This window comes from Actinomadura sp. GTD37, from assembly GCF_041951365.1.
Classification (GTDB): Bacteria; Actinomycetota; Actinomycetes; order Streptosporangiales; family Streptosporangiaceae; genus Spirillospora.
Window position 1 is genome coordinate 189,194 of sequence record NZ_JBGNUS010000009.1, and the last position, 25,216, is coordinate 214,409.

Consider the following 25,216-nt stretch of genomic DNA (forward strand, 5'->3'; position numbering starts at 1 on the left):
GGCTACTCCTGGTTGCGTTCTTCGATGGTCACGTCGCCGGCGGCCCAGTGCGCGGCGGGCACCTCGCGGAGGATGACGCGGATGCTCGGCCGGGGCGCGCCGACGGCCTCCTCGGCGGCGTCGGTCAGCCGGCTGATGAGGGTGCGCAGCTGCTCGGGCGTCCGTCCGGCGACCAGGGTCACCTCGATCAGCGGCATCGGACGCCTCCCGGCGCGGCGAGCGCCGCGGCGGCGTCGTCCGCGGAGACGACGTCGGCGAAGACCGTGCCCATCAGGCGGAGGCTGTTGAGGTGCAGGTCCTCGACGTATCCGGCGACGGCCTCCCGCGCCACGACCGCTCTCAGGTCGCGGAAGAAGGCCGCGCGGACGGTCGACTCGACGCAGAAGTCGGTGCGGACGCCGGCGAAGACGAGGGTCCGGACGCCGAGGTCGCGCAGCAGTTCGTCCAGGCCGGTGCGGTGGAAGGCGTCGAACCGCGGCTTGACGATCTCGTGGTCGCCGGGGGCGCGGTCGAGGCCGGCGACGAGTTCGGCGCCCCAGGTTCCGCGCCGCAGGCCCCGCTCGCGCAGGAACGGGCTCCGTTCGGCGAGCAGCCCGACCTCGGCGTCCTCCGCCCATTCCATCCGCACCCAGATGACGGGGCGTCCGGCGGAGCGGGCCGCTTCGGCGAGGGTGTTGACGTTCCGGACGAGGCCGTCCAGGCCGGTGACGCGCAGCCCCGCCCCGGCGAACACGCCGTCGGGGTGGCAGTAGTCGTTCTGCATGTCGATGACGAGCAGCGCGGTCATGTGGCGCCCCCGCGGGCCGCGGTCAGCCGGCTGTGCGCCTCGACGGCCGCGTCCAGCCGCTCGGGGTCGTCGCCCGCGATGGCCTCCACCAGTTCCCGGTGGACGGCCGGGCCGTCCGCGTAGCGGGTGGCGGGCTCGTCGGGGGTGACGCCGCGCAGCCGGTTCTCCACGAACTCCAGCAGGGAGACGTAGGTGTGCTGGAGGACCTTGTTCGGGGTGATGTCGGCGATCCGGCGGTGCAGCGCCCAGTTGGCGGCGAGGTAGCCGACGCCGCCCTCGGCGTCCGCGGCCACGGCCATCTCGCCGGCGAGGCGGCGCAGGTCGGTGATGTCCGCCTCGGTGCGGTGCCGCATGGCCTCGCGGGCGAGCAGCGGCTCCAGGGCGTCCCGCATCACCAGGCAGTCGGAGACCGGGACGGAGTCCCCGCTGAGTTCGAGCATCTTGCGGCCGAGCCGCACCAGCGGCGGCGGGGTCGCGACGAAGACCCCGCCCTTGACGCCGGGGCGGACGGAGACCGTGCCGCGGGCGCTCAGCAGCCGGACCGCCTCGTTGAACGTCGCGGCGGCCACGTCGAACTCGCGGCGCAGGCTGTCCCTGGTGCCGAGGCGGTGCCCGTTCGGCAGCGCGTCCTCCGCGATGCGCGCCTCGATCCGCTTGGCGACGGTCTCGGCGAGGGAGAGCCGGGGCAGGTCTGCGGCGGGCCTGTCGATGCTCATGGTGTACGTCCTTCGGCAGCGGTCGGGAGGGGTGGTGCGGCACGGTCGCCGGAGTCGCGCAGTCCGAGCAGCCGTGCGGCGTTCCCCCCAAGGATGGCGGCCTCCCGCGCCGCGTCCACGCCCAATGCCCGCACCGTCTCCAGCGGGTCGTGGTCGACGAGGTCGAACGGCGTGTCGGTGCCCAGCAGGACGTGCCCGGCCGTCATGTCCTCCACGAGCCGGCCGAGGGCCCTGGTGTCGAACACCGCCGTGTCGTACAGGAGGCGGCGGAGGTAGTCGCTCGGCGCGCGGTCCGTCACCCGCGCGACCGGTTTGCGCCGCCAGCCGAGGTCCAGGCGCCCGCCGACGGCGGGGACGCAGCCGCCGCCGTGCGCCAGGCAGAGGACGAGGTCGTGCCGGTCGAGGACGCCGCCGAAGATCAGCCGGGCGGTCGCCAGCGCCGTCTCCACGGGATAGCCGAGCAGCTGCACCAGGTGGTAGTCCGCGAGCCGGTCGCGGGACGAGACGCGGCTCGGATGCAGCAGCGTGAAGCAGCGCCGCGCGTCGAGGGCCTTCCACAGGTCCTCGTTGACCGGGTCGTCGAGTTCGCGGCCGCCGCCGAAGGTGCCCATGGTGGCGCCGGCGAGGCCGAGCTCGTCCAGGCAGCGGGTCAGCTCCGCCACCGCGCCGGGGTGGCCGACCGGGACCGTGCCGAGGCCGGAGAGGCGGCCGCCGGAGCCCGCGGCGAACTCCGCGAGCGCGTCGTTGGCGAGGCGCGTGACCTCCATGACCAGCTCGTCGTCGTCGGATTCGGACGCGAACACGAACGGCGGCGCGGCGACGACCTGGTGGTCCACGCCCATGGCGGCCAGGGACGCGAGCCGCAGCTCCATGTCGTGCTGCTCGGGGGCGAGCGGGATGGGGGATCCGGGTGCGAGCCCGCAGAGGGCCGGGTCGAGGTTCAGCACGCGCTCCGCGCTGCGGGACAGGTCGGCGAGCCCTCTGCGCTCCAGCTCCCGCAGGAACGGCATCGGCATCGCGTGCGTGTGGACGTCGATGACCGGCGTGCGCGGACGCGGCTCGGCCCCGGTGGGGTCTGCGCCGGGCAGGGGGTTATTCACCGCGCTCCGCCATGTAGGACTCGTACCGGTCCCCCAGCAGGGACTTGATCAGCGCGGTCGCGGCGCCGGAGGTGCCGGCCTTCTCGCCCGTCCCGTAGACCAGCCGCGCGAGCTGGCCGAGGAGGTAGGGGTGCAGGCCGAGTTCGAACAGCGTCCGGAAGTCGCGGTCGCGGATCGCGTCGCGCTCCGCGGGGGTGAGCGGGTAGGCGTCCAGCACCTCCTTCTCGGACGTCTCGAACCGGGCGCGCAGCTCGCGGTCCCATTTCAGTTCCTGGACGAGGTCGTTGGCCCGCAGCCGCGGGTCGAAGTGCTCGAGTGCCATTTCGGGAGCGTCCGTTCCTCCGGTCGGCGGGGTCATGACAGGTCCCAGCGGACGGCGCCGAAGCCGCAGCGCCACTGGTCGACGGCGGCGTAGCCGAGGGCCTCGCACGGGCGGGGGCCGATCGCGCCCATCACGACCATCCAGGACAGCAGTTCGGAGGTGCCGCCGGAGCCGGCCTCCTCCATGCGCTCGAACGTGACGTCGGCGAGGATCCGCTCGTGGTCGCCCTCCACCAGCAGGTCCATCCACCAGCGGTCGAACTTCTCGTCGATCTCCAGGTAGCGGGGCCCGCCCGGCTCGTGGGACAGGCCGCCGGAGCCGAGCAGCCCGACGCGCAGCCCGTCCGGGAGGCGGGTCCTGACGGCCTCGCCGAGCGTCGCGCCGAGCCCGTAGCAGACCTTCTCGTCCGGGACGGGCGGGACCGTGCAGTTCTGCAGCACGGGGACGACCGCGACGCCCGTCGAGACGAGGCCGGCCATGGTGGTCGGGACGGAGAGGTTGTCGTCGTAGCGCAGGTTCTCGCGGACGGCGCGGACGCGCGGGGCGCAGTCCTTGACGCTCTCGTACAGGACCTCGCCGACGTCCGGGCGTCCGGGGAGCTCGTAGTCGGGGACGCGCAGCCACGGCTTGAACCACTCGTCGGGGCCGCTGTGCCGTTCGGCCAGCCCGAAGGTGAAGTCGTTGTAGTCGCTGACGAATCCGTTCGCGATGTGGTCGTTGGCGATGACCAGGAGCACGTCGGTGCGGGTCTCGACGATGGCGTCGTGGATCTCGGCGTAGGCGGCGAGGACCGTCTTCTGGTCGGCCTCGGGCGCCTTGTCGAACCAGCCGGTGAGGCCGGGAGCGTGGCTCACGGCCATGGCGACGCTGATCTCAGCCATGGTTCCTCCGTCCTTCGTGGGGGTGGGACGACGCCGCGCGCCGCAGGCGGAGCGCGATGGCGTCGGCGGCCTGCTCGACGGAGGCCGCCTGGATGCGGTGTCCTTCATCGGCGCCGGCCGCGGCCGGGTCGCCGAAATAGCCGTCGGGGGTGACGCGGCGGGCGTCGGCGAACCCCTTGCGCCAGACGGCCAGCTCGCTCGGCCCGAGGCCGCTGGGCTCCAGCCGTGCGCGGACGTCCTCGCGCACCAGTCCCGGGTGCAGGTGCATCATCAGGGACGTCTCCCACCGTCCGGCGTGGACGTCGACCGGCCCTTCGGGCGGGGGCTCGTCCGGCCCGCTGAGCGTCAGGTGCGGGTCGTCCAGGCCGAGGCCGATGCGGCGGGCCAGCGCGGGTTCGGTCACGAAGCTCGCGTCCACGGGGGCGCGTTCCGACGCGGCCCGCACGCCGTCGTACACGGTGCGGTTGTGCAGCGCGTCGCCGTGGCCGGAGAAGCAGAACACGTGCCGGAAGCCGTCGCGCGCCATCCCGGCGAGGAGGTCGGCCATGACCTCGCGCATCAGTTCGGGCCGCACGCCGTAGGACGCGGGGAAGGCGCCCGACACGACGTTCACGCCCCAGTAGTAGGGCGGGACGATCAGCGCCTCCACGCCGCGTTCGGCCAGCAGCGCCCGGACGCCGCGCAGCCGCGCGCCGGGCAGGTAGACGTCGGTTCCGGTCGGCAGGTGCGGGCCGTGCTGCTCGATCACGCCGAAGCCCCAGAGCAGGACCGCCCCGGACCTGGCGGCCCGGTCGACCTCGTGCCAGGTCAGCTCCGCGAGCGTGCCCGCGAAGACATCGCCGCGGGCATCGCCGCCGCGGGCATCGCCGCCGCGGGCGAAGACGCCGCTCACGGCCGGGGCTCCGCGGGGTCGGCGTCGTGGTAGGTCTTCGCCTGCTGGACGAGCGAGTAGACGCGCGCCCGCAGCTCGGCGAACCGGGGGGTGGAGCGCGTCGCCAGCTGCTCCCGTTCCGCGGGCAGGTCGATCGCGACGTCCTCGATGATCACCGTGGGGGCGGCGGACAGCACCAGCACGCGCTGCCCGAGGTAGACGGCCTCCTCGATGTCGTGGGTGACGAACAGGACCGTCATGCCGAGCCGCCGCCACAGCTCGCGGGTGAGATCCTCCAGCTCCGCGCGGGTCTGGGCGTCCACCGCGGCGAACGGCTCGTCCATGAGCAGCACCGACGGCTCGTAGGCGACGGCGCGGGCGATCGCCACCCGCTGCTGCATCCCGCCGGACAGCTGCCACGGGTAGGCGTTCGCCGCGTCGGCGAGGCCGACGGCCTCCAGGGCGTCCGCCACCAGTTCGGCGCGCCGCCGCTTCGGCACCTTCTTCTGCTTCAGCGGCAGGTCAATGTTCTGCTGGACGCTCATCCACGGGAACAGGCTGCGCCCGTACTCCTGGAAGACGACCGCCATGTTCTCGGGCGGCCCGTGCACCGGGCGGTCCTCCAGGACCACCTCGCCGCCGCTCGGCGCGAGCAGGCCGGCGACGCACTTCAGCAGGGTGGTCTTCCCGGCGCCGGACGGCCCGACGATGCAGGCGAGCTCGCCGGCGGCGATCCCGAAGGTGAGGTCGCGCACCGCCTCCACCGTCCGGTCGGCGGCCTGGTAGGTCTTGCGGAGCCCGCGCACGTCGAGCAGGGCGGGGCCGCGCGCGCCGTCCGCCGTGGTGCGGGGCGCGATGTCCGTGCCGGTCATGACTTTCCTCTCTGGGCTTGGCGCCACCCCCGGTGCCACCGGAGCACGCGGGACTCGAACCGTCCGAACAGCAGCGAGAGCACGAACCCGAGGAGGCCGAGCAGCAGGATCCCGCTCCACATCTCGGGGACCTCGAACCCGCGCTGGAACTGGACGATCGTGTAGCCGAGGCCGCTGGAACTGGCGAACATCTCGCTGATCACCATGAGGATGATCGAGATCGACAGCGCCTGCCGCATGCCGGTGACGATCTGCGGCGCGGCGGACGGCAGGACGAGGCGGCGCACCCGGGCGGCGCCCGTCAGCCCGTAGGAGCGGGCGGTGTCGGCCAGCACGTCGTCGATCGCGCGGACGCCCTCGGCGGTGTTGAGCAGCACCGGCCACAGCGAGCCGAGCACGATGACGGTGATCTTCATGGTGTCGCCGATGCCGGTGAACAGCATCAGCACCGGGATCAGGACCGGCGGCGGCACCGCGCGGAAGAACTCCAGCACCGGCTCGGCCAGCAGCCTGGTCCGGCGGCTGGACCCGAGCAGGACGCCGATGCCCACGCCGAGCACCACGGCGCCGAGGTACCCGGCGGCCAGGCGCAGGACGCTCGGCAGCACGTCGTCGACGATCCGTCCGGAGAACCACGTCTCGCCGAAGGCGCTCAGGATGGTGCGCAGCGGGGGGAAGTAGAAGCTCGTGCTCTGCGCGGTCAGCACCCACCAGAGCGCCAGCAGCAGCGCGGGGAGCCCGAGCACGTAGCCGAGGCGGACGGCGCCGCGCAGGGCGGTCCTCATGCCGGCACCTCCGTCCGGACGGAGGTGTGCCAGGCCAGCACGCGCCGCTCCAGCGCCCGGGTGAGCAGGTTCACGCCGACTCCGAGCGCGCCGGTCACGAGGATCAGCGCGTACATCTCGGGGACGGCGTTGCTCGCCTGGGCCAGCGCGATCTGGCTGCCGAGCCCCGGCGCGCCGATGATGAGCTCGCCCGCGACGGCCAGGATCAGCGCCACCGAGGCGGCGAGCCGCACGCCGGTCATCAGGTACGGCAGCGCGGTCGGCCAGACCACGTGCCGCAGCCGGGCCCACCGGGAGAACCGGAAGGTGGCCGCGGTCTCCCGCGCCACCGGGTCGACGTCCTGCACCCCGTGGACGGCCTGGAGCAGGATGGGCCAGGTCGCGGCGTACACGACCAGCATGAGCGTGGAGCCGAGCCGCGTGCCGTACAGCAGCACGGCCAGCGGGACGAGGGCGACCGACGGGATCGGGCGGAGGAACTCGATGGTCGAGGCGGTGGCCTCGCGCAGGAACGGCACGCTGCCGATCAGCAGGCCGAGGCCGAGCCCGGCCGCGAGCGAGATGGCCAGCCCGTAGCCCCAGCCGCGGAGCGTGTCGAGCAGCGCGCCCCAGAACTCTCCGGTGCCGGCCTCGTCGGCCAGCGCGCGGACGATGGCGCTGAACGGGGGCAGCTCGTCCGGCGAGACGACGCCGATCCTCGGCACCGCTTCGAGCAGGACGACGAAGGCGGCGATGCCGATCGGGCCGAGGAGCCAGTCGGGCACGAACCCGCCGCCCCGGCGGCGGCGCGGCCCGGCCGCGGCCGGCGCGGGCCGTCCGGCCGGGGCGGGCCGCCGCCCGTTCGTGATCATCTGCATGGTCCTGGTCATGTCACCGGTCGAGCAGCTCGTCGAGCGGGCGGGTGCCGCCGATGAGGCCGGCGTCGACGGTGAGCTGCGCGAGCGGCGCGATCTCCGCTTTCCCCGCCTCCGGGTTCCAGCCCGGCAGGGTCACCTTGCCGCTGAGGCCGGGCTCCAGCTTCAGGTAGCCGTTCAGCGCCTCCCGGGCCTCGTCCGGATGGGCCTCGGCGTAGGCCATGGACTCCTTCAGCGCGGCGGTGAACCTCTTCACGACGTCGGGGTTCTGCGCCGCGTACTGCTTGGACGCGAACCAGCCCGCGAACGGCAGGTTCGCGCCCATGCCCGCGTAGCTGACCGGCAGCGGCTTCGCGCCCTGCCCCGCGGCGACCGTGATGAACGGCTCGCTGAGCATCGCGGCGTCCACCTGCCCGTTCTTCAGGGCCGCGGGCATGTTCGGGATGGGCATCTCGACCAGCTTGGCGTCGCCGCGCTGCAGCCCGTTCTTCTTGAGGACGGACGCGACCGCGACCTCGTTGATGCCCTTGAGGGTGTTGACCGCGATCTTCCTGCCCTTGAGGTCGGCCACCTTCGCGATCTCGGCGTCGCGGGTCATCAGCTGGCCGGACCCGTCGTCCATCGGGTCGTCGGACGCGCGGGCGCCGATCGACACCATCGTCACCGGGACGCCCTTCTCCCGGGCGACGAGCAGGCTGACGATGTTGGAGTAGCCGAACTGGAAGTCGCCGCTGACCACGGCGGGCACGATGGCGGCGCCGCCCTGCGCGTCCTGCGTGGTGACCTTCAGCTTGTGGCGGGCGAACACGCCCTTGGTGATGCCGAGCTTCACCGGGGCGATGTCGATGATCGGGATGACGCCGAGCTTCACCTCCGCCGTGCCGTCGGAGGAGACCTCCGCGGAGCCGGAACCGCAGCCGCTGAGGGCCGTCAGGGCCAGCGCCGCGGCGGCCGCGCCCGCGGCGAGCCGGCCGGAGCGGCGACCGTGGTGGTCGCGATGGAGAAGGGACATGTGTACTCCTGGGAGGAGGCGCGCCAGGCGCGGCAAGGTCGTCACTGGGTTCCGGTGAGGGACAGGGCTCCGAGTGAGGCGAACTCGGCGGAGACGGTCCCGCCGGGTCGCAGTGGATGGGCGTCGGTGAGGCCGCCGGTCAGCACGATCCAGCCGGGCTCGATGGCGAGGCCGCGCTCGGCCAGGCCGTTCGCGGCGAGCGCGAGGGCGTTGCCGGGGTGGCCGAGGACGGCCGCGCCGGTCGCGGTGTCGACGGTGCTCCCGTCGACGTCCAGCCGGCATTTCTCGTTCGCCAGGTCCAGGCCGCCGGGGGCGACGGGCCGGTCGGAGACGACGAACCGGCTTGAGGACGCGTTGTCGGCGACGACGTCGGGCAGGGCGAAGTCGAAGTCGCGGAAGCGGCTGTCGATGACCTCGAACGCGGCGTGCACGCTCCCGACCGCCCGCATCGCCTGCTCCGCCGTCACGTCCGGGCCGCTCAGCCGCTCGCCCATGACGAACGCGATCTCCGGTTCGGCGCGCGGGTGGATGAGTTCCCCGACGCGCACCGGCTCGCCGGGCGCCAGGGTCATCGCGTCGGTGAGCCAGCCGGTCAGCGGGACGTCGACGCCCATGCGGCGCTGCTTGGCGCGCGAGGTCAGGCCGAGTTTCACGCCGACGACGGCCTCCCCGGCGCGCACCTTGCGGTCCAGCACGGTGTCCTGGATCCGGTAGGCGGTGCCGAGGTCGAGGTCCGGCCACCGCTCGGTGACCTTGCCCCCGTCCTCGCGGTCGCGCTCGCGGCGCAGCAGCTCGGCGACGGCGATGTCGATGGTCCATTCAGCCATGCCCTGACCCCTTCGGCGGCGACGCGTCCTGATGGCGCACCAACTTAAGGGGCCTAATGAATATATTCAATAGATCGATACCATCTTTTTCCAGGCAGGAGGGCTCCACGACCGTGCGATGGGCTCCCCGGCGCGCCGCACGCGCTGCCGGACAGGGCTCAGGCGGAGTCGCGGACGATCAGTTCGGTAGGGAAGATCTCCGGATCGGCCCCGCCGTCGGCACCGGTCAGCAGCATCCGGACGATGGCGCGGGCCACCTCGGCGATCGGCTGCCGGACGGTGGTGAGCGGCGGGTCGGTGAACCGGGCGCCGGCGATGTCGTCGAAGCCGACGACGGCGACGTCGTCGGGGACGCGGCGGCCCGCCCTCCGCAGCGCGTGCAGGGCGCCGGACGCCATCAGGTCGCTCGCGGCGAACACCGCGTCGAGGCCGGGGTCGTCCTCCAGGAGCTGGCGCATCGCGTCCGCCCCCGACTCGCGGGTGAAGTCCCCGATCGCGGCCAGGGACCGGCGGCCGTTGCCGGAGAGGACCTCGCGGTAGCCGGCCAGCCGGTCCAGGCCCGCGGACATGTCGAGCGGGCCGGTGATGGCGGCGATGCGCCGCCGCCCCCCGGCCAGGAGGTGCTCCACGGCGGCCCGCGCGCCCCCGACGTTGTCGACGTCGCAGTACGGCGGCCTGGCCGTGGACACTGGGCGGCCGTGCGACACCACGGGGACGCCCGTCCGCAGGAGAGCTGCGGGCAGGGGGTCGGAGCCGTGCTGGGAGAGCAGGATGACGCCGTCCACGTGCCGGCCCGCGACGTACCGCTCGACCCTGCTCTGCCCCGCCGGCGAGGAGGGCATCATGAGCACGACCTGCTTGTCGGCGGCCTCCAGCTCCTGGCTCACGGTGCGGACGACCAGGGAGAAGAACGGGTCGTCGGAGAACACCCGGGCGGGCGGCTCGGAGACGACCAGCCCGATCGATCCGGTGCGCCGGGTCACCAGGCTGCGGGCCGCCGGGTTGGGGATGTAGCCGAGTTCGTCGACGGCGCGCAGGACGGCCGCGCGGATCTCCGGGTTCACGGTGGCCGAGCCGTTGACCACGCGCGACACCGTGGCCCGGGACACTCCGGCCCTGGCCGCCACGGCCTCCAGCGTGGGACGTCTCATGCCGCCTCCCCACCGGACGCCGCCGCCGGATGCGACGCCACCGCACACAATGCCACGCGTCCCCGGCGGGCGGGGCGGCCGGACGCGGCGAGAGAGCGATTTCCCGGCAGCCGCTGCCATGGTGCGCACCGATGGGTGCTGGTCAGCGGGAAGACCGGTCGGGGCAGTCGAGAGAGCGCTCTCTTGGGTCTTGACGGAGCGGTTCGGGCGGGTGACATTGAGGCCGACCAGAGGCAGGCACCCCGCGCTTGCTCCCGCCCCCACTCTGGAGGTCCCCCCGCCATGACCCCACCGAGACGTCCAAGGCTCTGGCGCAGATCCGTCCTCGCCGTGCTCGCCGCCGCGCTGCCGGCGGTGATCGCCGCCACGGTGACGCCGCCGGCCGGCGCGTCCGTCCCGCCGCCCCCGTCGGGCTGGAGCCTGGTCTGGAGCGACGACTTCGACGGCGCGGCCGGGCAGTCCCCCGCGGCGGCGAACTGGATCATCGACACCGGCCACGGCTACCCGGGAGGCCCCGGCAACTGGGGCACCGGCGAGATCCAGAACTACACCGCCGACCCCGGCAACGTCAGCCTGGACGGCGGCGGCAACCTGCGGATCACGCCGGTCAGGACCGCTTCGGGCGAGTGGACGTCGTCCCGCATCGAGACCCGGCGCACCGACTTCAAGCCCGCGGACGGCCGCGTCCTGCGCATCGAGGGACGGATCCAGATGCCCGACGTCACGGGCGCCCAAGCCCTGGGCTACTGGCCCGCGTTCTGGGCGCTGGGCTCCCCGTACCGGGGCAACTACCAGAACTGGCCGGCGATCGGCGAGTTCGACATCATGGAGAACGTCAACGGGATCAACTCGGTCTGGGGCGTCCTGCACTGCGGGACGAACCCGGGCGGCGCGTGCAACGAGACGAGCGGGATCGGCGCCAGCCGCGCCTGCCCGGGGACGTCCTGCCAGGCGGGCATGCACACCTACCGCTTCGAGTGGGACCGCAGCGTCAGCCCCGCCCAGCTGCGCTGGTACGTGGACGGCCAGCAGTTCCACAGCGTCAGCCAGAGCCAGCTCGACGCCGGGACGTGGGCGAACATGACCGGGCACGGCGGCTACTTCCTGCTGCTCAACGTGGCCATGGGCGGCGCCTTCCCCAACGGCGTCGCCGGGCACGGCACGCCCACCGCGGACACCGTCTCGGGACGGCCGATGGTCGTCGACTACGTCGCGGTCTGGCAGAGCGGCGACTCCGGCACCCCGCCCACGGGCGACACGGTGGACGCCCGCTCGACCATCCAGGCGGAGAGCCGCCAGGCCCAGTCGGGCACGCAACTCGAAGCCACGACCGACGCCGGAGGCGGCCAGGACGTCGGCCACATCGGCGACGGCGACTGGCTGCGCTACGACAACGTCGACTTCGGCGGCGCCCCGGCGACGCAGTTCCAGGCGAGGGTCGCGTCGGGCGCGGCGGCCGGGGTCAGCGGCCTGGTGCAGGCCCGGCTGGACAGCCCGACGGGCCAGGTGCTCGGCAGCTTCGCCATCGCCGGGACGGGCGGCTGGCAGAGCTGGCGGACGGTCCCCGCCAACATCACGGGCGTGACCGGCGCCCACACCGTCTACATCACCTTCAGCAGCGGCCAGCCCGCCGACTTCGTCAACCTCAACTGGTTCACGTTCGCCGGCTGACGACCGCCGCCGACCCGCCGCCGACCCGCCGAGGGCCGGCGGCGGGAGGGCGCGCTCCCGCCCGCCGGCGACGCTCAGCCGGGGACGCGGTCGGGCGCGTCCGCGCGGGCCGCCCCGGGGAAGGGCAGGCCGAGGAGGCGCAGCAGCGGGGCCGCCTTGACCGCGGTCTCCTCGAACTCGGCGGCCGGGTCCGACAGCGCGGTGATCGCGCCGCCGATGCCGAACTCGACGCGCCCCGGCGAGAGCACGGCGGTGCGGATCACGATGCTGAAGTCGGCCGCCCCGGACAGCGAGAAGTAGCCGAGCGCGCCCGAGTACACGCCGCGCGGCCCCTCCTCCAGGCGGTCGATGATCCGCATGGTGCGGATCTTCGGCGCGCCCGTCATCGAGCCGCCGGGGAACGCCGACCGCACGCACCGCACCGCCGAGACGTCCGGGCGGAGCCTCGCCCGGACCGTGCTGACCAGCTGGTGGACGGTCGTGTAGCTCTCCACCTCGAAGATCGGGTCGACGGCGACCGACCCGGTCTCGGCGACGCCGCCGAGGTCGTGCCGGACGAGATCGACGATCATGAGGTTCTCCGCGCGGTCCTTGGCGCTGGACGCCAGGTCCGCGCGGAGCCGCCGGTCCCGGGCCGGGTCGGGCGAGCGCGGCCGGGTGCCCTTGATCGGCTTGGACTCGGCCTCCCCGTCCGCCGACACGCGCAGGAAGCGCTCCGGCGAGGAGCTCAGCACCGCCAGGTCGCCGAACCGCAGCAGCGCCCCGAACGGCACCGGGTCGCTCCGCCGGAGCCTGCGGTAGAGGTCCCACGGGTCGGCGCGCACCGCGCCGGTGAGCATGTTGGTCAGGCACACCTCGTAGGTCTGCCCGGCGATGATCTCCCGGCGGCTCTCCGCGATCTTGCCGAGGTAGGCCCGGCGGTCGTGCCGCAGCGCGAGCCCCGGCGGCGCGGCGACCGGGCCGGGCGGCCGTGCGGGCGCGGCGAGGTCCGCCAACCGGGACTCCGTGCCGTCCAGCCAGGCCAGCGCGGCGCGCTCGTCGCCGGCCGGGCAGAGGGCGAGCAGGTGGACCGCGCCGTCGCGGTGGTCGAACGCCAGCGCCCGGTCGGCGAAGACCAGGGCGGCGTCGGGGTGCGGGGAGCGGTGCGCCCGCGCGCCGCCCGTCTCGGCCTTGAGCTCGTAGCCGAGGTAGCCGACCCAGCCGAGCGCGAAGCCGAACGGCAGGTCGGGGGTCTCGGCCGCGTGCGAGCGCAGGTCGGCGTCGAGCCAGTCGAAGAAGGACGCGCGGTCGATCCGCGTCCGTCCGCTCGCCGACTCGACCGTCACGGCTCCGGCCGCCACGTCGAACGCGGCGAACCGCGCCAGCGGCCCGCCGGCGTCCCCCATGAAGGAGAACCGGCCGCCGTGCTCGCCGGTCCGGCTGCTGTCCAGCCAGAACGCCCGCTCGGACGAGGCGAACAGCGCGCCGAAGACGTCCTCGGCCACGGCCGGTGCCCGGAGCCGGCGCGCGATCACCTTGAACGGCTTGGACCGCGCCTCCGGCACGGGCGGCGCGCGGCGGCGCGGCGGCGCCGTGACCGGTCCGGCCTGCGCCAGGAAGTTCGCGACGATGCGCCGGCCGTGCTCGGTGCACACCGATTCCGGGTGGAACTGGACGCCCCAGATCGGTCTCCGCCTGTGCCGCACGCCCATCAGGACGCCGTCGGACGTCCACGCCACGGGTTCCAGCACGGGCGGCAGGCCGTCCACGACCAGCGAGTGGTACCGCACCGCCGCGAACGGCGACGGGACGCCCTGGAAGAGGTCGTCGCCCGTGTGCTCCACCCATGACGGCAGCCCGTGCCGGACCTCGGGGGCGGGCACGACGCGTCCCCCGAAGTGGTGGCAGATCCCCTGGTGGCCGAGGCACACGCCGAGGAGCGGGACCCGCGCGTGTTCGATCACGGCCGCGCAGATCCCGAAGTCCGCGGCGTGCTCCGGCGAACCCGGGCCCGGCGAGATGACGACGTTGTCGAACGGGCGCAGCAGGCCGGGGCTCCACTCCGCCTCGTCGTTGCGGAGGACGACGGGCTCCGCGCCCGCCTCCGCCACGTACTGGACGAGGTTGTGCGTGAACGAGTCGTAGTTGTCGATGATCAGGGTTCGCACGGGCGCTCACTGGAGGACGGGCGGTCCTGTTCCGCCGACCGAAACGCTACCGCGCGGATCGTCCTGCTCCGTCCGGCGGCGTATGGAATGCGTCAAGACGGGATAGCGACGTGCGTTCCGGGCGTTGAGTCCCAGGCGAACCCCCACCGGAGGGTGGGTCTTCGGCTGGGAAAGGATGGGGGTATGGCCAGGGGGCAGCTCCGCGTCTACCTGGGGGCGGCCCCGGGCGTGGGCAAGACCTACGCGATGCTGTCGGAGGCGCGGCGGCGCTCAGAGCGCGGCACCGACGTGGTCGTCGGGTACGTCGAGACGCACGACCGGCCGCGCACCGAGGCGCTGCTGGACGGCCTGGAGATCGTCCCGCGCAAGGCCCTCGCGTACCGCGGCGCCGAGTTCACCGAGCTGGACGTGGCCGCGGTGATCGAACGCGCCCCGGCGGTCGTGCTCGTCGACGAGCTGGCGCACACGAACGCGCCCGGCGCCGGGCACGCCAAGCGGTGGCAGGACGTCGAGGAGATCCGGGACGCCGGAATCGACGTGGTCTCCACGGTGAACGTCCAGCATCTGGAGTCGGTCAACGACGTCGTCGAGCAGATCACCGGGGTGCCGCAGCGGGAGACCGTGCCGGACGAGGTGGTCCGCCGCGCCGACCAGGTGGAGCTGGTCGACATGGCCCCGGAGGCGCTGCGGCGGCGGATGGCGCACGGCAACGTCTACCGGCCCGAGAAGGTCGACGCGGCCCTGTCCAACTACTTCCGGGTCGGCAACCTGACCGCGCTGCGGGAGCTGGCGCTGCTGTGGCTCGCCGGCAAGGTCGACGACCAGCTCGACCGGTACCGCGCCGACCACGGCATCGGCGGGACGTGGGAGGCGCGCGAGCGGATCGTGGTCGCGCTGACCGGCGGCCCGGAGGGCGCCGCGCTGCTGCGCCGCGCCACCCGCATCGCGGCCCGGTCGAAGGGCGCGGACCTGCTCGCCGTGCACGTCGCGCGCGGCGACGGCCTCGCCGGGGCCCGGCCGGGCGACCTGGCGCGGCAGCGGCAGATCGTGGAGGGCCTCGGCGGCACCTACCACCAGGTCGTCGGCGACGACGTCCCGCGGGCCCTGCTGGACTTCGCGCGCGGCGTGAACGCGACGCAGCTGGTCCTCGGGGTGTCGCGGCGGGGACGGTTCGCGCAGCTGCTGCGGCCCGGCATCGGGGTGACCACGACGGCGCGGTCCGGCTCGATCGACGTGCACATGGTCACGCACGACCAGGCGCGGCGCGGGGTGGGGCGTCCGGGCCGGGAGCAGGGCCTGTCGGTGAGCCGCCGGCTCGGCGGGTTCCTGCTGGCGCTGGCGGGGCTGCCGCTGCTGACGTTCGGGCTGCTGGAGGCGCGCCCGGCGATCTCGCTGCCGTCCGACATCCTGTTCTTCCTGGCGGCGGTGGTCGCGATCGCGCTCGTCGGCGGGATGCGGGCGGCGCTGTTCACGGCCGTCTTCGGGTTCCTGCTGCTGAACTGGTTCTTCACCCCGCCCGTGCACCGCTTCACCGTCGCCGCGGAGGAGAACCTGCTGGCGCTGGCGGTGTTCGTGCTGGTCGGGATGGGGGTGAGCGTCGTGGTGGACCGTGCCGCGCGCCGCTCCCGGGAGGCGGCGCGGCTGGGCGCGGAGGCGGAGGTCCTGTCGACGCTGGCGGGGGACGTCCTGCGCGGCGAGCACGCGCTGGACGCGGTGCTCGGGCGGCTGCGGGAGACGTTCGGGCTCACCTCGGTCACGCTGCTGGAGCGTCCGGCGGAGGAGGACGACTGGCGGATCGTCGCGACCGTCGGCGGCCGGCCGTGCGGCGCGCCCGGCGACGGCGACGCCGAGATCCCGGTCGGGGACGATCTGACGCTGGCGATCCGGGGCCGTCCGATGCCGGCCGGGGACCGGCGCGTCCTGGAGGCGTTCGCGGTGCAGGCGGCGGGCGCGCTGCGGCAGCAGCGGCTGCGCGCGGAGGCGGAGCGGGCGCGCCCGCTGGAGGCCGCCGACAAGATGCGGACGGCCCTGCTGAACGCCGTCAGCCATGACCTGCGCACCCCGCTGGCCTCGGCGAAGGCCGCGGTGGACAGCCTGACCGGCACGTCGATCGCCTGGACGGACGAGGAGCGCGCCGAACTGCTCGACACCGCGCGGCTCTCCCTGGACCGGCTCGACCGGCTGGTCGCCAACCTGCTCGACATGAGCCGGCTCCAGGCCGGCGTGCTCGGCATCGCCGCCCGGCCGCTGGCCCTGGACGAGGTCGTGCCGCGCGCCCTCGACGATCTCGGCGGCGACGACCCCGGCGGCGAGGTGTCGGTGCGGCTCGGCACCGACCTGCCCGAGGTCGCCGCCGACCCGGCCCTGCTGGAGCGGGTCCTCGTCAACCTCATCGGCAACGCGCTGCGGCACGCCCCGTCCGGCGGGCCCGTGCTGATCACGGCGGGCGCGATCCGGGACCGGGTGGAGCTGCGGATCGCCGACCGCGGCCCCGGCATCCCGCCGGGCGAGCGGCAGCGGGCGTTCCTGCCGTTCCAGCGGCTCGGCGACCGCGACAACCACACCGGCGTCGGGCTCGGGCTGGCGCTGGCCCGCGGGCTGACGGAGGCGATGGGCGGGGAGCTGATCCCCGAGGACACTCCGGGCGGCGGCCTCACGATGATCGTCTCACTGCCCGTGCACCGGAAGGAGACGCCATGACGCGCGTCCTCGTCGTCGACGACGAACCCCAGCTGCTGCGGGCGCTGCGGATCAACCTGCGCGCCCGCGACTACGAGGTGGAGGTCGCCGCCGACGGCACCACCGCGCTGCGCCGGGCCGGTTCGTGGCATCCCGACCTCGTCGTCCTCGACCTGGGCCTGCCCGACCTGGAGGGCATCGAGGTCATCCACGGGCTGCGCGGCTGGACGGAGGTCCCGATCGTCGTCCTGTCGGGCCGGGCGGGCAGCCACGACAAGGTCGAGGCGCTGGAGGCGGGCGCCGACGACTACGTCACCAAGCCGTTCGACATCGAGGAACTGGTGGCCCGCATCCGTGCCGTGTCGCGCCGGACCTCGCCCAGCGAGCCGGTCGCGCCGGTCCGGGTGGGCGAGCGGACGATCGATCTGGCCGCCAAGACGGTGTCGGGCGGCGTGCACCTGACGCCGACCGAATGGCGGCTGCTGGAGGTTCTGCTGCGCAATCCCGGCAAGCTCGTCGCGCAGCAGCAGCTCCTCGCGACGGTGTGGGGCCCGGCGTACAAGAGCGAGACCCACTACCTGCGCCAGTACATGGCTCAACTGCGGCGCAAGCTGGAGAGCGACCCGTCCCACCCCCGGCACCTGCTGACGGAACCGGGCATGGGCTACCGCTACCAGCCCTAACGCTCAACGCCACCCTGGCCCCGACCGCCAAGAATCCCAGCTCACCGACGATGTCGGGGTCAGCGATTTCGCGTGCGAAGCCCGTGCAGAAGGTTCGGGCCAGTGCCGTACAGCTTGGCGTCCCGGACGCCGATCGTGCCATCGGACGCCCGGCCCACTTCGACACAGTGGCCATCGGGGTTGCCGCGAACGGATTCGCGCCAGCCAGAGTGGTTCTTGGCCATGTAGACGATCCTGTCTAGAAGTCGCGCCGCCGCGCCTAGCGCTGCTCGGCCGGCTCGTTCCGGCGTGCGGCAAGCCACTGCCTGGTGTAGGCGGTCGCCTCGTCGATGAACTGCTCCAGCCCCGCCCCATCGAAGTCCGCTTCACCGACGAGGTACAGCAGGACGAAGACCTCGGCGTACAGCACGGCCCGTACGTCATCCGGCCCGCCGTCTTCGAGCGGAGGCGCACCGACGACACGGCGGATCATGTCCTCGGCCACGAGCGCGTTGACCAGCCCCGCGTCCTCTTCCGCCCTGATCCGCACGTCCGCCACGAGCCTGACGACCTCGCCCACCGTGTACCTCGGCGAGAACCTCCGCCGCACCGCGACACAGAACGCCCCGTAGAGCAGCGACATGTACCCGGCCGCCGTCTCATCATCCGCCTGGATCTTCTCTTCCAGGGCCACCCACGCCTCCGGCCCCTCCAGCAGAAAGGCCCGCAACGCCAGGATGTTCTCCTCACCAATACGGACAGCCGAATAATCCATTACCCGAGCAACTCGTCCGCAAGCGATCGAGCATTGTGCAGAAATGCGTCGAGTTCGGTTGAGGTGAACCGCTCCTCGCCCACCATCGCCGCGAGAAGGACGGTCTGATGGCCGAACCTCGTGTCTGGATCAGCGTCGACCATGGCACCTTTGCCGAGCAAATCGAGTATCATACTCTCCGCGATCTGCGGCTTTATCAGCCGGGAAGATTCGTCGTTCGTCTCGCGCACCTTGGCAACGAAGTCGATGACCTCTGCATCGTCGGCGACTTTGCCGTCTTCAATGAAGCGTCGCTCGGCTGCCTCGATGAAGGCCGCGGCGACCAACGCCGTGTAGGAAACGTTGGCTTCGTTGGAATCGAGTTGCCCCATCAACCTAAGGTGCTCCTCGCGGTTCCCGGTCAGTTGGGCGCGGAGTACCGCTACCTGCTCATCAGTTATCGGCATGTTCTCTCCCTCTTGCTTGCCGTGCAAGATTGACGATGGAGCGGACGACCTCAGTTACGACGATCGCCGCTCCGACAGCCCCGACCACTGCATCACCAACATTGGCGCTCTGATCGGACGACCTCATTTGATCGTTTTCGGGACGCGCACTACTTAGCTGACCTGTTGGCTGCACGCGCTCCAGGTTCTTCTGAGCTGTTTCTGAGTATGTGTTCGTCGCATCCTTCGCGTCACTTGCAGTGTTGAGGAACCTGCGGAGGCTGTCTCGCCCGGGAGATGGACTGTCGGGGTCGCTCTCCTGATAGTCGCGGGAAGCGGGGTCGTCGTCGGGGTCGCGGGGTTCGCCGCGGCCGGCGTCGCCGGCTTGGGCTCCCGCGGGGTCGAGGTCTTCGCGGGTCGGGAGTTCCGCGGGTTCTGTCGTTTCGGGTTCGTTCCGTGCCGACTCGGTGCCGGGCCGGGCCGTCTGCTCTCGTCCATACCGGGCTTCGACGTGTACTTGGCCGCTGCCGTCGGTGTACACGTCGGAAAGAATGGGATTGGCGTGGGCCTCCGGGTTGGTCTCATTTGTCTCGTTCAGGTCCTGCTCGGTGCCGTCGTCCTCGGCTTTCTTACCACGGTCGCCATCGGCTTCGGCGCGAGGTTCTTGCGTCCCGTGATTCTCGGCGGTCTCTTCGGACAGGGGTTGCTGTTCGGAAATGGGCTGTGGGTCGCCCGGTTCCGCTGCTTCGGGCGAGGACGCTGGGCCGTCGTCGGTGTCGCCGGTCTCCGGGGCGGTGGCGGGGGTGTTCTGTTCCTGGGCTTGGCGGGCGCGGGCGCGGCTTTCCAGGCGGGACGGCTGGCCGGGTGATCCGGGGTTGTCGGCCGGCAGGGTGTACGGCTGTGCGGGGGGAGCGGGCTTGTCTGCCGGCTCGGTGCGGGTGTCGGTCTCCCGTTCGGTGCCCTGGGTTTGAGGACGGTCGCGGCTGCCCGGAGAGGGTCCGCCGGTTCGGGCGCCGGTGTCGCGTGAACGCGGGTCCGCGTTCTGCGGGCCGCTCTGCCCGGTGTCCGGTCTGCCTTGGGTCCCCGTGCTCTCGGTTCCGGCCTGCGATGAGCCGGGCTTGGTGTCACGGGGTCCGGCTGCGCTTTGGGCGCCGCTGGTGGCGGGGGTGTTCTGTTCCTGGGCTTGGCGGGCGCGGGCACGGCTTTCCAGGCGGGACGGCTGGCCGGGTGATCCGGGGTTGTCGGGCGGTGGGGTGTAGGGGCGGTCCCCGGACTTCGGCCTGTCCGTGGTCTCGGTGCGGGGGCCGGTCCCGCCGTTGTCCTCCACGCCCACGCTGGCAGGCCCTTTCCACGAGGGGCGCGAACCGGTTCATGGCAACGGTTCGCGGGTCATGTCCCATGACGCGCGGGGCCGACGTCCAGGGCGCAACCGGACCCTATGTAACCGTGCACGTGCGGACTTTGCACGTGCGGAAATCGGACGTGCAATTGCCGTTCCTGCGTTTCGGCTTCCGAGTGGGAGGCAAGGCCCGCGATTCGTCCTCAAGAAGTGCTTGCTCTGGGAGGGGCGCTGAATCCGGCGGTCGGCAATCAAGTGATGCGTCGCCCCGGCAGGCCCACCCCCGGCGCCTGGTCACGGAACCGGGGATGGGCCACTGCCACCGGCCCTAACGGGAGGGGTACGCGCGGTCCAGGGCGAGGTTGAGCTTCAACACGTTCACGGTCGGCTCGCCCATGAAGCCGAGGGCGCGTCCGGTCGTGTTCTGCTGGACGAGCCGCTCGACCCGCGCGGCCGGGACGCCGCGCGTCTCGGCGACCCGGGTGACCTGGAGGTCGGCGTAGGCCGGGGAGATGTGCGGGTCGAGGCCGCTGCCGCTCGCGGTGACCGCGTCGGGCGGGACGGCGGGGTCGGCCGGCGCGTCGCCCCGGACGGGGACGATCAGGCCCTTCGCGTAGTCCTCGCCGAAGCGGGCCAGGTCAACCTTGACGCCCTTGTAGGACGCGACGAACGGCGCCTTCACCGCGCCCTGCGCCTCGTTCACGCTGACGACGCGGGTCGGATGCGGGACCGTCCCGTCCGGGGTGCGGTGTCCGAAGACGGCCAGTACCGCGCCGGCGCCGCCGGGCGTGCAGAACGGGCGCGCCCCGCTCACCCCGTTGAACTCGCCGACCGCCTTGCTGCGCTCGCAGACCTGGGTGAGGAGGCTCTGGGCGGCGTTCTCGTCCTCCTCGCCGGCCGCGGCCAGCGCGGGATCGGGCAGGGTGTCGACGACGTCCTCCGGGCCGAGGTTGCTCGCCCCGGACGCGGCCGGATCGTAGTCGCCGGCGGACGGACGGCTCTGGAAGTAGCGTCCCAGCGGTTCGCCGTCCGCGCCGGTGAACGACTGGCCGATCAGCTCGCTGCCGACCGTCCGGCCGCTGGACGTGACGAGCGAGCCGTCGGCGTGGCCGTCCAGGCCGGGCAGCCGCCCGGCGGCGAAGACGGCCAGCGGGTAGGCGACGCCGAGCACCGCGGTCAGCACGAGCAGCGCTCGCACGGCGGCCAGATGCACCCGGAGCCAAGCGGGAAACCTCATGTCAGGACACCCCCGGAAGGAACTGGACGAGCAGGTCGATGATCTTGATGCCGAGGAACGGGGCGACGAGGCCGCCCAGCCCGTACACGCCGAGGTTGCGCGACAGCAGCCGGGACGCGCCGCCCGGCCGGTAGGACACCCCGCGCAGCGCCAGCGGGATCAGCGCGACGATCACCAGCGCGTTGAAGACGACCGCGGCCAGGATCGCCGACTGCGGGCTGTGCAGCCGCATGACGTTCAGCGCGTCGAGCCCCGGGTACAGGCCCGCGAACAGCGCCGGGATGATCGCGAAGTACTTGGCGACGTCGTTGGCGATGGAGAACGTCGTCAGCGCGCCGCGCGTGATCAGCAGCTGCTTGCCGATCTCCACGATCTCGATGAGCTTGGTCGGGTCGGAGTCGAGGTCGACCATGTTCCCCGCCTCCTTGGCGGCGGACGTGCCGGTGTTCATCGCGACGCCGACGTCGGCCTGCGCGAGCGCGGGCGCGTCGTTGGTGCCGTCCCCGGTCATCGCGACGAGCCGGCCGCCCTCCTGCTCCCGCTTGATCAGCGCGAGCTTGTCCTCGGGGCGGGCCTCGGCGAGGAAGTCGTCCACCCCCGCCTCGTCGGCGATGGCCTGGGCGGTGCGCGGGTTGTCGCCGGTGATCATCACGGTGCGGATGCCCATCCGGCGCATCTCGTCGAACCGCTCCCGCATGCCGTCCTTCACGACGTCCTTCAGGTGGACGACGCCGAGGACGCGCGCGGCGCCGTCCGACCGCTCCCCCACGACGAGCGGGGTGCCGCCCGACGCGGAGATGCCGTCCACGATCCCGGCCAGGTCGGACGGGACGTCGCCGCCGTGCTCGCGCACCCATTCGGCGACCGCGCCCGCCGCGCCCTTGCGCAGCATGCGGCGCGGGCCGTCGAGGTCGGCGCCGCTCATCCGGGTCTGCGCGCTGAACGGCACCCAGGTGGCGTGGGCCAGCTCGCCGGGCGTCCGCTCCCGCAGGCCGTACCGCTGCTTGGCGAACACGACGACCGAGCGTCCCTCCGGCGTCTCGTCGGCGAGGCTGGACAGCTGCGCGGCGTCGGCCAGCTCGTCCTCCGCCACTCCGGCGACCGGGACGAAGCCGGCCGCCTGCCGGTTGCCGAGCGTGATCGTGCCGGTCTTGTCGAGCAGCAGCGTGCCGACGTCCCCGGCCGCCTCGACGGCGCGCCCGCTCATCGCGAGGACGTTGCGCTGGACGAGCCGGTCCATGCCCGCGATCCCGATCGCGGACAGCAGCGCCCCGATCGTGGTCGGGATCAGGCAGACCAGCAGCGACACGAGGACGATGCCGGTCACGCCGTCCCCGCCGAGGGCCGGGCCGTCGGGGACGCCCGGGTTGACGTCCTTCGCGTAGATCGCCATCGGCTGGAGCGTCGCGACCGCCAGCAGGAACACGATGGTGAGCGCGGCGAGCAGGATGTTGAGCGCGATCTCGTTGGGCGTCTTCTGCCGGCTCGCGCCCTCCACGAGCGCGATCATCCGGTCGACGAACGACCGGCCCGGCTCCTGGGTGATCTCGACGACGATCCGGTCGGACAGCACCCGCGTCCCGCCGGTCACCGCGGACCGGTCGCCGCCGGACTCGCGGATCACCGGGGCGGACTCGCCGGTGATCGCCGACTCGTCCACGCTGGCGATGCCCTCCACCACGTCGCCGTCGCCCGGGACGACGTCCCCGGCCTCGACGACGACGCGGTCGCCGAGGCGCAGTTCCGGTGCGGGGACCTGCTCCTCGGGGGCGTCCGCCCGGCCGGTGAGGCGGCGGGCGACGACGCCGGTCCTGGCCTTGCGCAGCGAGTCCGCCTGGGCCTTGCCGCGTCCCTCCGCGACCGCCTCCGCCATGTTCGCGAAGAGGACGGTGAGCCAGAGCCACGCGACGATCAGCCAGCCGAACGCGGACGGGTCGAGCGCCGCGAGGACGGTCGTCCACACCGCGCCGATCTCGACGATGAACATGACGGGGTTGCGCCAGAGCGTGCGCGGGTCGAGCTTGCGGAACGCGTCCGGCAGCGACCTGAGCAGCCGGCCGGGGTCGAGCAGCCCGCCGCCGGGCCCGCGTTCCGCCGGACGCGGCGGGGCCGGTTCGATCGTCTGCGTGGTCATGAGCGGATCCCTTCGGCGAGCGGGCCGAGCGCGAGCGCGGGCAGGAAGGTCAGCGCGACCAGGACGACGGTCACGCCGACGACCATCCCGACGAACTGCGGACGGTGGGTCGGCAGCGTCCCGGCCGACTCGGGGACGGCGCCCTGCCGCGCGAGCGACCCGGCCAGCGCCAGGACGAACACGATCGGCAGGAAGCGGCCGAACGCCATGCAGAGGCCGAGCGCCGTGTCGTAGAAGACGGTGTTCACCGTCAGCCCGGCGAACGCCGAGCCGTTGTTGTTGGACGCCGAGGTGAACGCGTACAGCACCTCGCTGAAGCCGTGCGGGCCGGCGTTGAGCATGCCGGCGCGCCCGTCCGGGGTGGCCATCGCGACCGCCGTCCCGGTCAGCACCAGCAGCGGCGTCGCCAGGAAGTACATCGCGGCGAACTTGATCTCGCGGGGGCCGATCTTCTTGCCGAGGTACTCGGGGGTCCGGCCGACCATCAGCCCGGCGACGAACACGGTGATGACGGCGAGGACGAGCATCCCGTACAGGCCGGAGCCGGTGCCGCCGGGCGCGACCTCGCCCAGCATCATGTTCAGCATCGTCATCATGCCGCCGAGGCTCGTGTAGGAGTCGTGGAACGAGTCGACGGCGCCGGTGGACGTCAGCGTGGTGGCGCCCGCGAACGTCGCCGAGTTCGCGACGCCGAACCGCGCCTCCACGCCCTCCATGGACGCTCCGGCGGCGGTCGGCACCGTGCCGTGGTGCATGAGCTGGAAGGCGTTGACCAGGGAGACGCTGACGAGGGCGATGGTGCCCATCACGGCGAGGATCGCGTAACCCTGCCGGTTCTGGCCGACCAGCCGGCCGAACGTCCGGCACAGCGCGACCGGGATCAGCAGGATCAGGAAGATCTCCAGCCAGTTCGTCCAGGTGGCGGCGTTCTCGAACGGGTGCGCGGAGTTGGCGTTGTAGAATCCGCCGCCGTTGGTGCCGAGTTCCTTGATGGCCTCCTGGCTCGCCACGGGGCCGCCGGGGATCTGCTGCCGCGTCCCGGTGATCGTCTCGGCCAGGTGGCCGCCGCCGAAGTTCTGGACGAGCCCGCCCGCGATGAGGACGACCGCGCCGGCGAAGGCGATGGGCAGCAGGACGCGCAGGCAGGTCCGGGTCAGGTCGACCCAGAAGTTGCCGAGGTCGCCGGTCCTCCTGCGCGCGAATCCGCGGATCAGCGCGACCGCGACGCACATGCCCACGGCGGCGGACACGAAGTTCTGCACCGCGAGCCCCGCCATCTGCACCAGATGGCCCATCGTCGCCTCGCCGGAGTACGACTGCCAGTTGGTGTTGGTGACGAAGCTGACGGCGGTGTTCCACGCCTGGTCCGGCTTGACCGGGCCGAATCCGAGGCTGAGCAGCAGGTGGTTCTGCAGCCGCTGCAGCCCGTAGAGGAACAGGACGCCGGCCGCGGAGAAGGCGAGGACGCTGCGGGCGTACGCGCCCCACGTCTGCTCCCCGTCCGGGTCGGCGCCGACGAGCCGGTACACCGCGCGTTCGGCCCGGCTGTGCCCGGGACGGCGGTAAACGCGGTACATGTAATCGCCGAGCGGCCGGTAGACCACGGCCAGGGCGAATATCAGGGTTCCGATGAAAAGGATCCCCGCGAAAGTGGTACCCATTCAGAAACGCTCCGGAAACAACAGTGCGGCGACCAGGAACAGAATCAGGACCGCCGCGAGCGCGAGCCCTACGGCGTTCTCCGCGGTCACAGCTTTTCCACGCCCTTCACCAGCAGGCCGAGCAGGGCGAACACCGCCACTGTCAGCAGCACGAAGACCAGGTCGTCCACGATCGGCATCCCCATCGAATTCCCCGGCGCGCGCACGTGTTCGGCCGGACGAATCCGACGATATGGATAGATTTCCGTCGCAGTGTCGTTCACTACGCGATATTGACACCGCCGCCGCCGATCCTGACGCCGCGCTGA

The 25,216-nt window shown here is 72.7% G+C and carries 26 protein-coding genes; 3 read left to right on the forward strand and 23 right to left on the reverse strand.

The window, feature by feature from the left end:
* Nucleotides 1-2: 2 nt before the first annotated feature.
* The 13 genes from ACA511_RS34555 to ACA511_RS34615 all read right to left on the reverse strand — a co-directional run bounded on the left by ACA511_RS34555 (nucleotide 3) and on the right by ACA511_RS34615 (nucleotide 10,178).
* Nucleotides 3-197, reverse strand: coding sequence for a 2-hydroxymuconate tautomerase (locus ACA511_RS34555; RefSeq protein WP_375028905.1), 195 nt, complete (start codon nucleotides 195-197; stop codon nucleotides 3-5).
* A complete protein-coding gene (locus ACA511_RS34560; RefSeq protein WP_375028906.1) occupies nucleotides 188-787 on the reverse strand; it encodes a cysteine hydrolase family protein in 600 nt (199 codons plus the stop codon). The genes ACA511_RS34555 and ACA511_RS34560 overlap by 10 nt, the downstream gene beginning before the upstream one ends.
* Nucleotides 784-1,503 carry a FadR/GntR family transcriptional regulator gene (locus ACA511_RS34565; RefSeq protein WP_375028907.1) on the reverse strand — a complete coding sequence of 240 codons (720 nt, stop codon included), beginning with the start codon at nucleotides 1,501-1,503 and terminating at the stop codon, nucleotides 784-786. The genes ACA511_RS34560 and ACA511_RS34565 overlap by 4 nt, the downstream gene beginning before the upstream one ends.
* Entirely contained in the window at nucleotides 1,500-2,603 is a 1,104-nt protein-coding gene (locus ACA511_RS34570) for an amidohydrolase family protein (RefSeq protein WP_375028908.1), read from the reverse strand. Before ACA511_RS34570 ends, ACA511_RS34565 begins: the two co-directional genes overlap by 4 nt.
* On the reverse strand, nucleotides 2,596-2,925 hold the full coding sequence (locus ACA511_RS34575) for an extradiol ring-cleavage dioxygenase (protein ID WP_375028909.1): 330 nt from the start codon (nucleotides 2,923-2,925) through the stop codon (nucleotides 2,596-2,598). Before ACA511_RS34575 ends, ACA511_RS34570 begins: the two co-directional genes overlap by 8 nt.
* Before the next feature lie 32 nt (nucleotides 2,926-2,957).
* Nucleotides 2,958-3,806, reverse strand: coding sequence for a hypothetical protein (locus tag ACA511_RS34580; protein WP_375028910.1), 849 nt, complete (start codon nucleotides 3,804-3,806; stop codon nucleotides 2,958-2,960).
* Nucleotides 3,799-4,698, reverse strand: coding sequence for a creatininase family protein (locus ACA511_RS34585; RefSeq protein ID WP_375028911.1), 900 nt, complete (start codon nucleotides 4,696-4,698; stop codon nucleotides 3,799-3,801). Before ACA511_RS34585 ends, ACA511_RS34580 begins: the two co-directional genes overlap by 8 nt.
* Nucleotides 4,695-5,549: an ABC transporter ATP-binding protein gene (locus ACA511_RS34590; protein ID WP_375028912.1), complete on the reverse strand. Its 855-nt coding sequence runs from the start codon at nucleotides 5,547-5,549 to the stop codon at nucleotides 4,695-4,697. Before ACA511_RS34590 ends, ACA511_RS34585 begins: the two co-directional genes overlap by 4 nt.
* Entirely contained in the window at nucleotides 5,546-6,334 is a 789-nt protein-coding gene (locus tag ACA511_RS34595; RefSeq protein WP_375028913.1) for an ABC transporter permease, read from the reverse strand. Before ACA511_RS34595 ends, ACA511_RS34590 begins: the two co-directional genes overlap by 4 nt.
* Nucleotides 6,331-7,203 (reverse strand): ABC transporter permease, encoded by an 873-nt coding sequence (locus ACA511_RS34600; RefSeq protein ID WP_375028914.1) that lies wholly within the window; start codon nucleotides 7,201-7,203, stop codon nucleotides 6,331-6,333. Before ACA511_RS34600 ends, ACA511_RS34595 begins: the two co-directional genes overlap by 4 nt.
* Before the next feature lies 1 nt (nucleotide 7,204).
* Entirely contained in the window at nucleotides 7,205-8,200 is a 996-nt protein-coding gene (locus tag ACA511_RS34605; protein ID WP_375028915.1) for an ABC transporter substrate-binding protein, read from the reverse strand.
* Between the two features lie 41 nt (nucleotides 8,201-8,241).
* A complete protein-coding gene (locus tag ACA511_RS34610; RefSeq protein WP_375028916.1) occupies nucleotides 8,242-9,027 on the reverse strand; it encodes a 2-keto-4-pentenoate hydratase in 786 nt (261 codons plus the stop codon).
* 158 nt (nucleotides 9,028-9,185) lie between these two features.
* The gene (locus tag ACA511_RS34615) at nucleotides 9,186-10,178 is read right to left on the reverse strand and encodes a LacI family DNA-binding transcriptional regulator (protein ID WP_375028917.1); all 993 of its coding nucleotides are present in this window, start codon (nucleotides 10,176-10,178) and stop codon (nucleotides 9,186-9,188) included.
* 282 nt (nucleotides 10,179-10,460) lie between these two features.
* On the opposite strand from ACA511_RS34615, the gene ACA511_RS34620 reads away from it, so the two are divergent.
* The gene (locus ACA511_RS34620; protein WP_375028918.1) at nucleotides 10,461-11,849 is read left to right on the forward strand and encodes a glycoside hydrolase family 16 protein; all 1,389 of its coding nucleotides are present in this window, start codon (nucleotides 10,461-10,463) and stop codon (nucleotides 11,847-11,849) included.
* A gap of 74 nt (nucleotides 11,850-11,923) precedes the next feature.
* Here the strand turns inward: ACA511_RS34620 and pabB are convergent, their stop codons facing one another.
* Complete coding sequence (pabB, locus tag ACA511_RS34625) at nucleotides 11,924-13,996, reverse strand: aminodeoxychorismate synthase component I (RefSeq protein ID WP_375028919.1); 2,073 nt, start codon at nucleotides 13,994-13,996, stop codon at nucleotides 11,924-11,926.
* Between the two features lie 183 nt (nucleotides 13,997-14,179).
* Here pabB and ACA511_RS34630 point away from each other — a divergent pair, with 183 nt between their 5' ends.
* On the forward strand, nucleotides 14,180-16,696 hold the full coding sequence (locus tag ACA511_RS34630) for a DUF4118 domain-containing protein (RefSeq protein WP_375028920.1): 2,517 nt from the start codon (nucleotides 14,180-14,182) through the stop codon (nucleotides 16,694-16,696).
* Nucleotides 16,693-17,358: a response regulator gene (locus ACA511_RS34635; RefSeq protein ID WP_375028921.1), complete on the forward strand. Its 666-nt coding sequence runs from the start codon at nucleotides 16,693-16,695 to the stop codon at nucleotides 17,356-17,358. Before ACA511_RS34630 ends, ACA511_RS34635 begins: the two co-directional genes overlap by 4 nt.
* A gap of 59 nt (nucleotides 17,359-17,417) precedes the next feature.
* Here ACA511_RS34635 and ACA511_RS34640 read toward each other — a convergent pair whose 3' ends face one another.
* The 9 genes from ACA511_RS34640 to ACA511_RS34680 all read right to left on the reverse strand — a co-directional run bounded on the left by ACA511_RS34640 (nucleotide 17,418) and on the right by ACA511_RS34680 (nucleotide 25,171).
* Nucleotides 17,418-17,582 (reverse strand): DUF397 domain-containing protein, encoded by a 165-nt coding sequence (locus tag ACA511_RS34640; protein WP_375028922.1) that lies wholly within the window; start codon nucleotides 17,580-17,582, stop codon nucleotides 17,418-17,420.
* Between the two features lie 35 nt (nucleotides 17,583-17,617).
* On the reverse strand, nucleotides 17,618-18,112 hold the full coding sequence (locus ACA511_RS34645) for a hypothetical protein (protein ID WP_375028923.1): 495 nt from the start codon (nucleotides 18,110-18,112) through the stop codon (nucleotides 17,618-17,620).
* Nucleotides 18,112-18,558, reverse strand: a complete 447-nt coding sequence (locus ACA511_RS34650; protein WP_375028924.1) for a hypothetical protein — start codon at nucleotides 18,556-18,558, stop codon at nucleotides 18,112-18,114. Before ACA511_RS34650 ends, ACA511_RS34645 begins: the two co-directional genes overlap by 1 nt.
* The gene (locus tag ACA511_RS34655; RefSeq protein ID WP_375028925.1) at nucleotides 18,545-19,870 is read right to left on the reverse strand and encodes a hypothetical protein; all 1,326 of its coding nucleotides are present in this window, start codon (nucleotides 19,868-19,870) and stop codon (nucleotides 18,545-18,547) included. Before ACA511_RS34655 ends, ACA511_RS34650 begins: the two co-directional genes overlap by 14 nt.
* A gap of 334 nt (nucleotides 19,871-20,204) precedes the next feature.
* Nucleotides 20,205-21,113, reverse strand: a complete 909-nt coding sequence (locus tag ACA511_RS34660) for a potassium-transporting ATPase subunit C (RefSeq protein WP_375028926.1) — start codon at nucleotides 21,111-21,113, stop codon at nucleotides 20,205-20,207.
* 1 nt (nucleotide 21,114) lies between these two features.
* Nucleotides 21,115-23,247 carry a potassium-transporting ATPase subunit KdpB gene (kdpB, locus tag ACA511_RS34665; RefSeq protein ID WP_375028927.1) on the reverse strand — a complete coding sequence of 711 codons (2,133 nt, stop codon included), beginning with the start codon at nucleotides 23,245-23,247 and terminating at the stop codon, nucleotides 21,115-21,117.
* On the reverse strand, nucleotides 23,244-24,908 hold the full coding sequence (gene kdpA, locus ACA511_RS34670; RefSeq protein ID WP_375028928.1) for a potassium-transporting ATPase subunit KdpA: 1,665 nt from the start codon (nucleotides 24,906-24,908) through the stop codon (nucleotides 23,244-23,246). Before kdpA ends, kdpB begins: the two co-directional genes overlap by 4 nt.
* Entirely contained in the window at nucleotides 24,909-24,998 is a 90-nt protein-coding gene (locus ACA511_RS34675; RefSeq protein ID WP_375028929.1) for a potassium-transporting ATPase subunit F, read from the reverse strand. It abuts the gene before it with no gap.
* Entirely contained in the window at nucleotides 24,995-25,171 is a 177-nt protein-coding gene (locus ACA511_RS34680) for a hypothetical protein (RefSeq protein WP_375028930.1), read from the reverse strand. Before ACA511_RS34680 ends, ACA511_RS34675 begins: the two co-directional genes overlap by 4 nt.
* Nucleotides 25,172-25,216: the final 45 nt, after the last annotated feature.

What these genes read in the sequence shown, in the direction of transcription:
- ACA511_RS34580 (WP_375028910.1), bottom strand. Translation starts at nt 3,806, where the DNA reads ATGGCTGAGATCAGCGTCGCCATGGCCGTGAGCCACGCTCCCGGCCTC.
- ACA511_RS34590 (WP_375028912.1), bottom strand. Translation starts at nt 5,549, where the DNA reads ATGACCGGCACGGACATCGCGCCCCGCACCACGGCGGACGGCGCGCGC.
- ACA511_RS34605 (WP_375028915.1), bottom strand. Translation starts at nt 8,200, where the DNA reads ATGTCCCTTCTCCATCGCGACCACCACGGTCGCCGCTCCGGCCGGCTC.
- ACA511_RS34635 (WP_375028921.1), top strand. Translation starts at nt 16,693, where the DNA reads ATGACGCGCGTCCTCGTCGTCGACGACGAACCCCAGCTGCTGCGGGCG.
- ACA511_RS34620 (WP_375028918.1), top strand. Translation starts at nt 10,461, where the DNA reads ATGACCCCACCGAGACGTCCAAGGCTCTGGCGCAGATCCGTCCTCGCC.
- ACA511_RS34630 (WP_375028920.1), top strand. Translation starts at nt 14,180, where the DNA reads ATGGCCAGGGGGCAGCTCCGCGTCTACCTGGGGGCGGCCCCGGGCGTG.
- kdpA (WP_375028928.1), bottom strand. Translation starts at nt 24,908, where the DNA reads ATGGGTACCACTTTCGCGGGGATCCTTTTCATCGGAACCCTGATATTC.
- ACA511_RS34650 (WP_375028924.1), bottom strand. Translation starts at nt 18,558, where the DNA reads ATGCCGATAACTGATGAGCAGGTAGCGGTACTCCGCGCCCAACTGACC.
- ACA511_RS34660 (WP_375028926.1), bottom strand. Translation starts at nt 21,113, where the DNA reads ATGAGGTTTCCCGCTTGGCTCCGGGTGCATCTGGCCGCCGTGCGAGCG.
- ACA511_RS34575 (WP_375028909.1), bottom strand. Translation starts at nt 2,925, where the DNA reads ATGGCACTCGAGCACTTCGACCCGCGGCTGCGGGCCAACGACCTCGTC.
- ACA511_RS34615 (WP_375028917.1), bottom strand. Translation starts at nt 10,178, where the DNA reads ATGAGACGTCCCACGCTGGAGGCCGTGGCGGCCAGGGCCGGAGTGTCC.
- ACA511_RS34595 (WP_375028913.1), bottom strand. Translation starts at nt 6,334, where the DNA reads ATGAGGACCGCCCTGCGCGGCGCCGTCCGCCTCGGCTACGTGCTCGGG.
- ACA511_RS34555 (WP_375028905.1), bottom strand. Translation starts at nt 197, where the DNA reads ATGCCGCTGATCGAGGTGACCCTGGTCGCCGGACGGACGCCCGAGCAG.
- ACA511_RS34565 (WP_375028907.1), bottom strand. Translation starts at nt 1,503, where the DNA reads ATGAGCATCGACAGGCCCGCCGCAGACCTGCCCCGGCTCTCCCTCGCC.
- ACA511_RS34645 (WP_375028923.1), bottom strand. Translation starts at nt 18,112, where the DNA reads ATGGATTATTCGGCTGTCCGTATTGGTGAGGAGAACATCCTGGCGTTG.
- ACA511_RS34610 (WP_375028916.1), bottom strand. Translation starts at nt 9,027, where the DNA reads ATGGCTGAATGGACCATCGACATCGCCGTCGCCGAGCTGCTGCGCCGC.
- ACA511_RS34640 (WP_375028922.1), bottom strand. Translation starts at nt 17,582, where the DNA reads ATGGCCAAGAACCACTCTGGCTGGCGCGAATCCGTTCGCGGCAACCCC.
- ACA511_RS34600 (WP_375028914.1), bottom strand. Translation starts at nt 7,203, where the DNA reads ATGACCAGGACCATGCAGATGATCACGAACGGGCGGCGGCCCGCCCCG.
- kdpB (WP_375028927.1), bottom strand. Translation starts at nt 23,247, where the DNA reads ATGACCACGCAGACGATCGAACCGGCCCCGCCGCGTCCGGCGGAACGC.
- ACA511_RS34560 (WP_375028906.1), bottom strand. Translation starts at nt 787, where the DNA reads ATGACCGCGCTGCTCGTCATCGACATGCAGAACGACTACTGCCACCCC.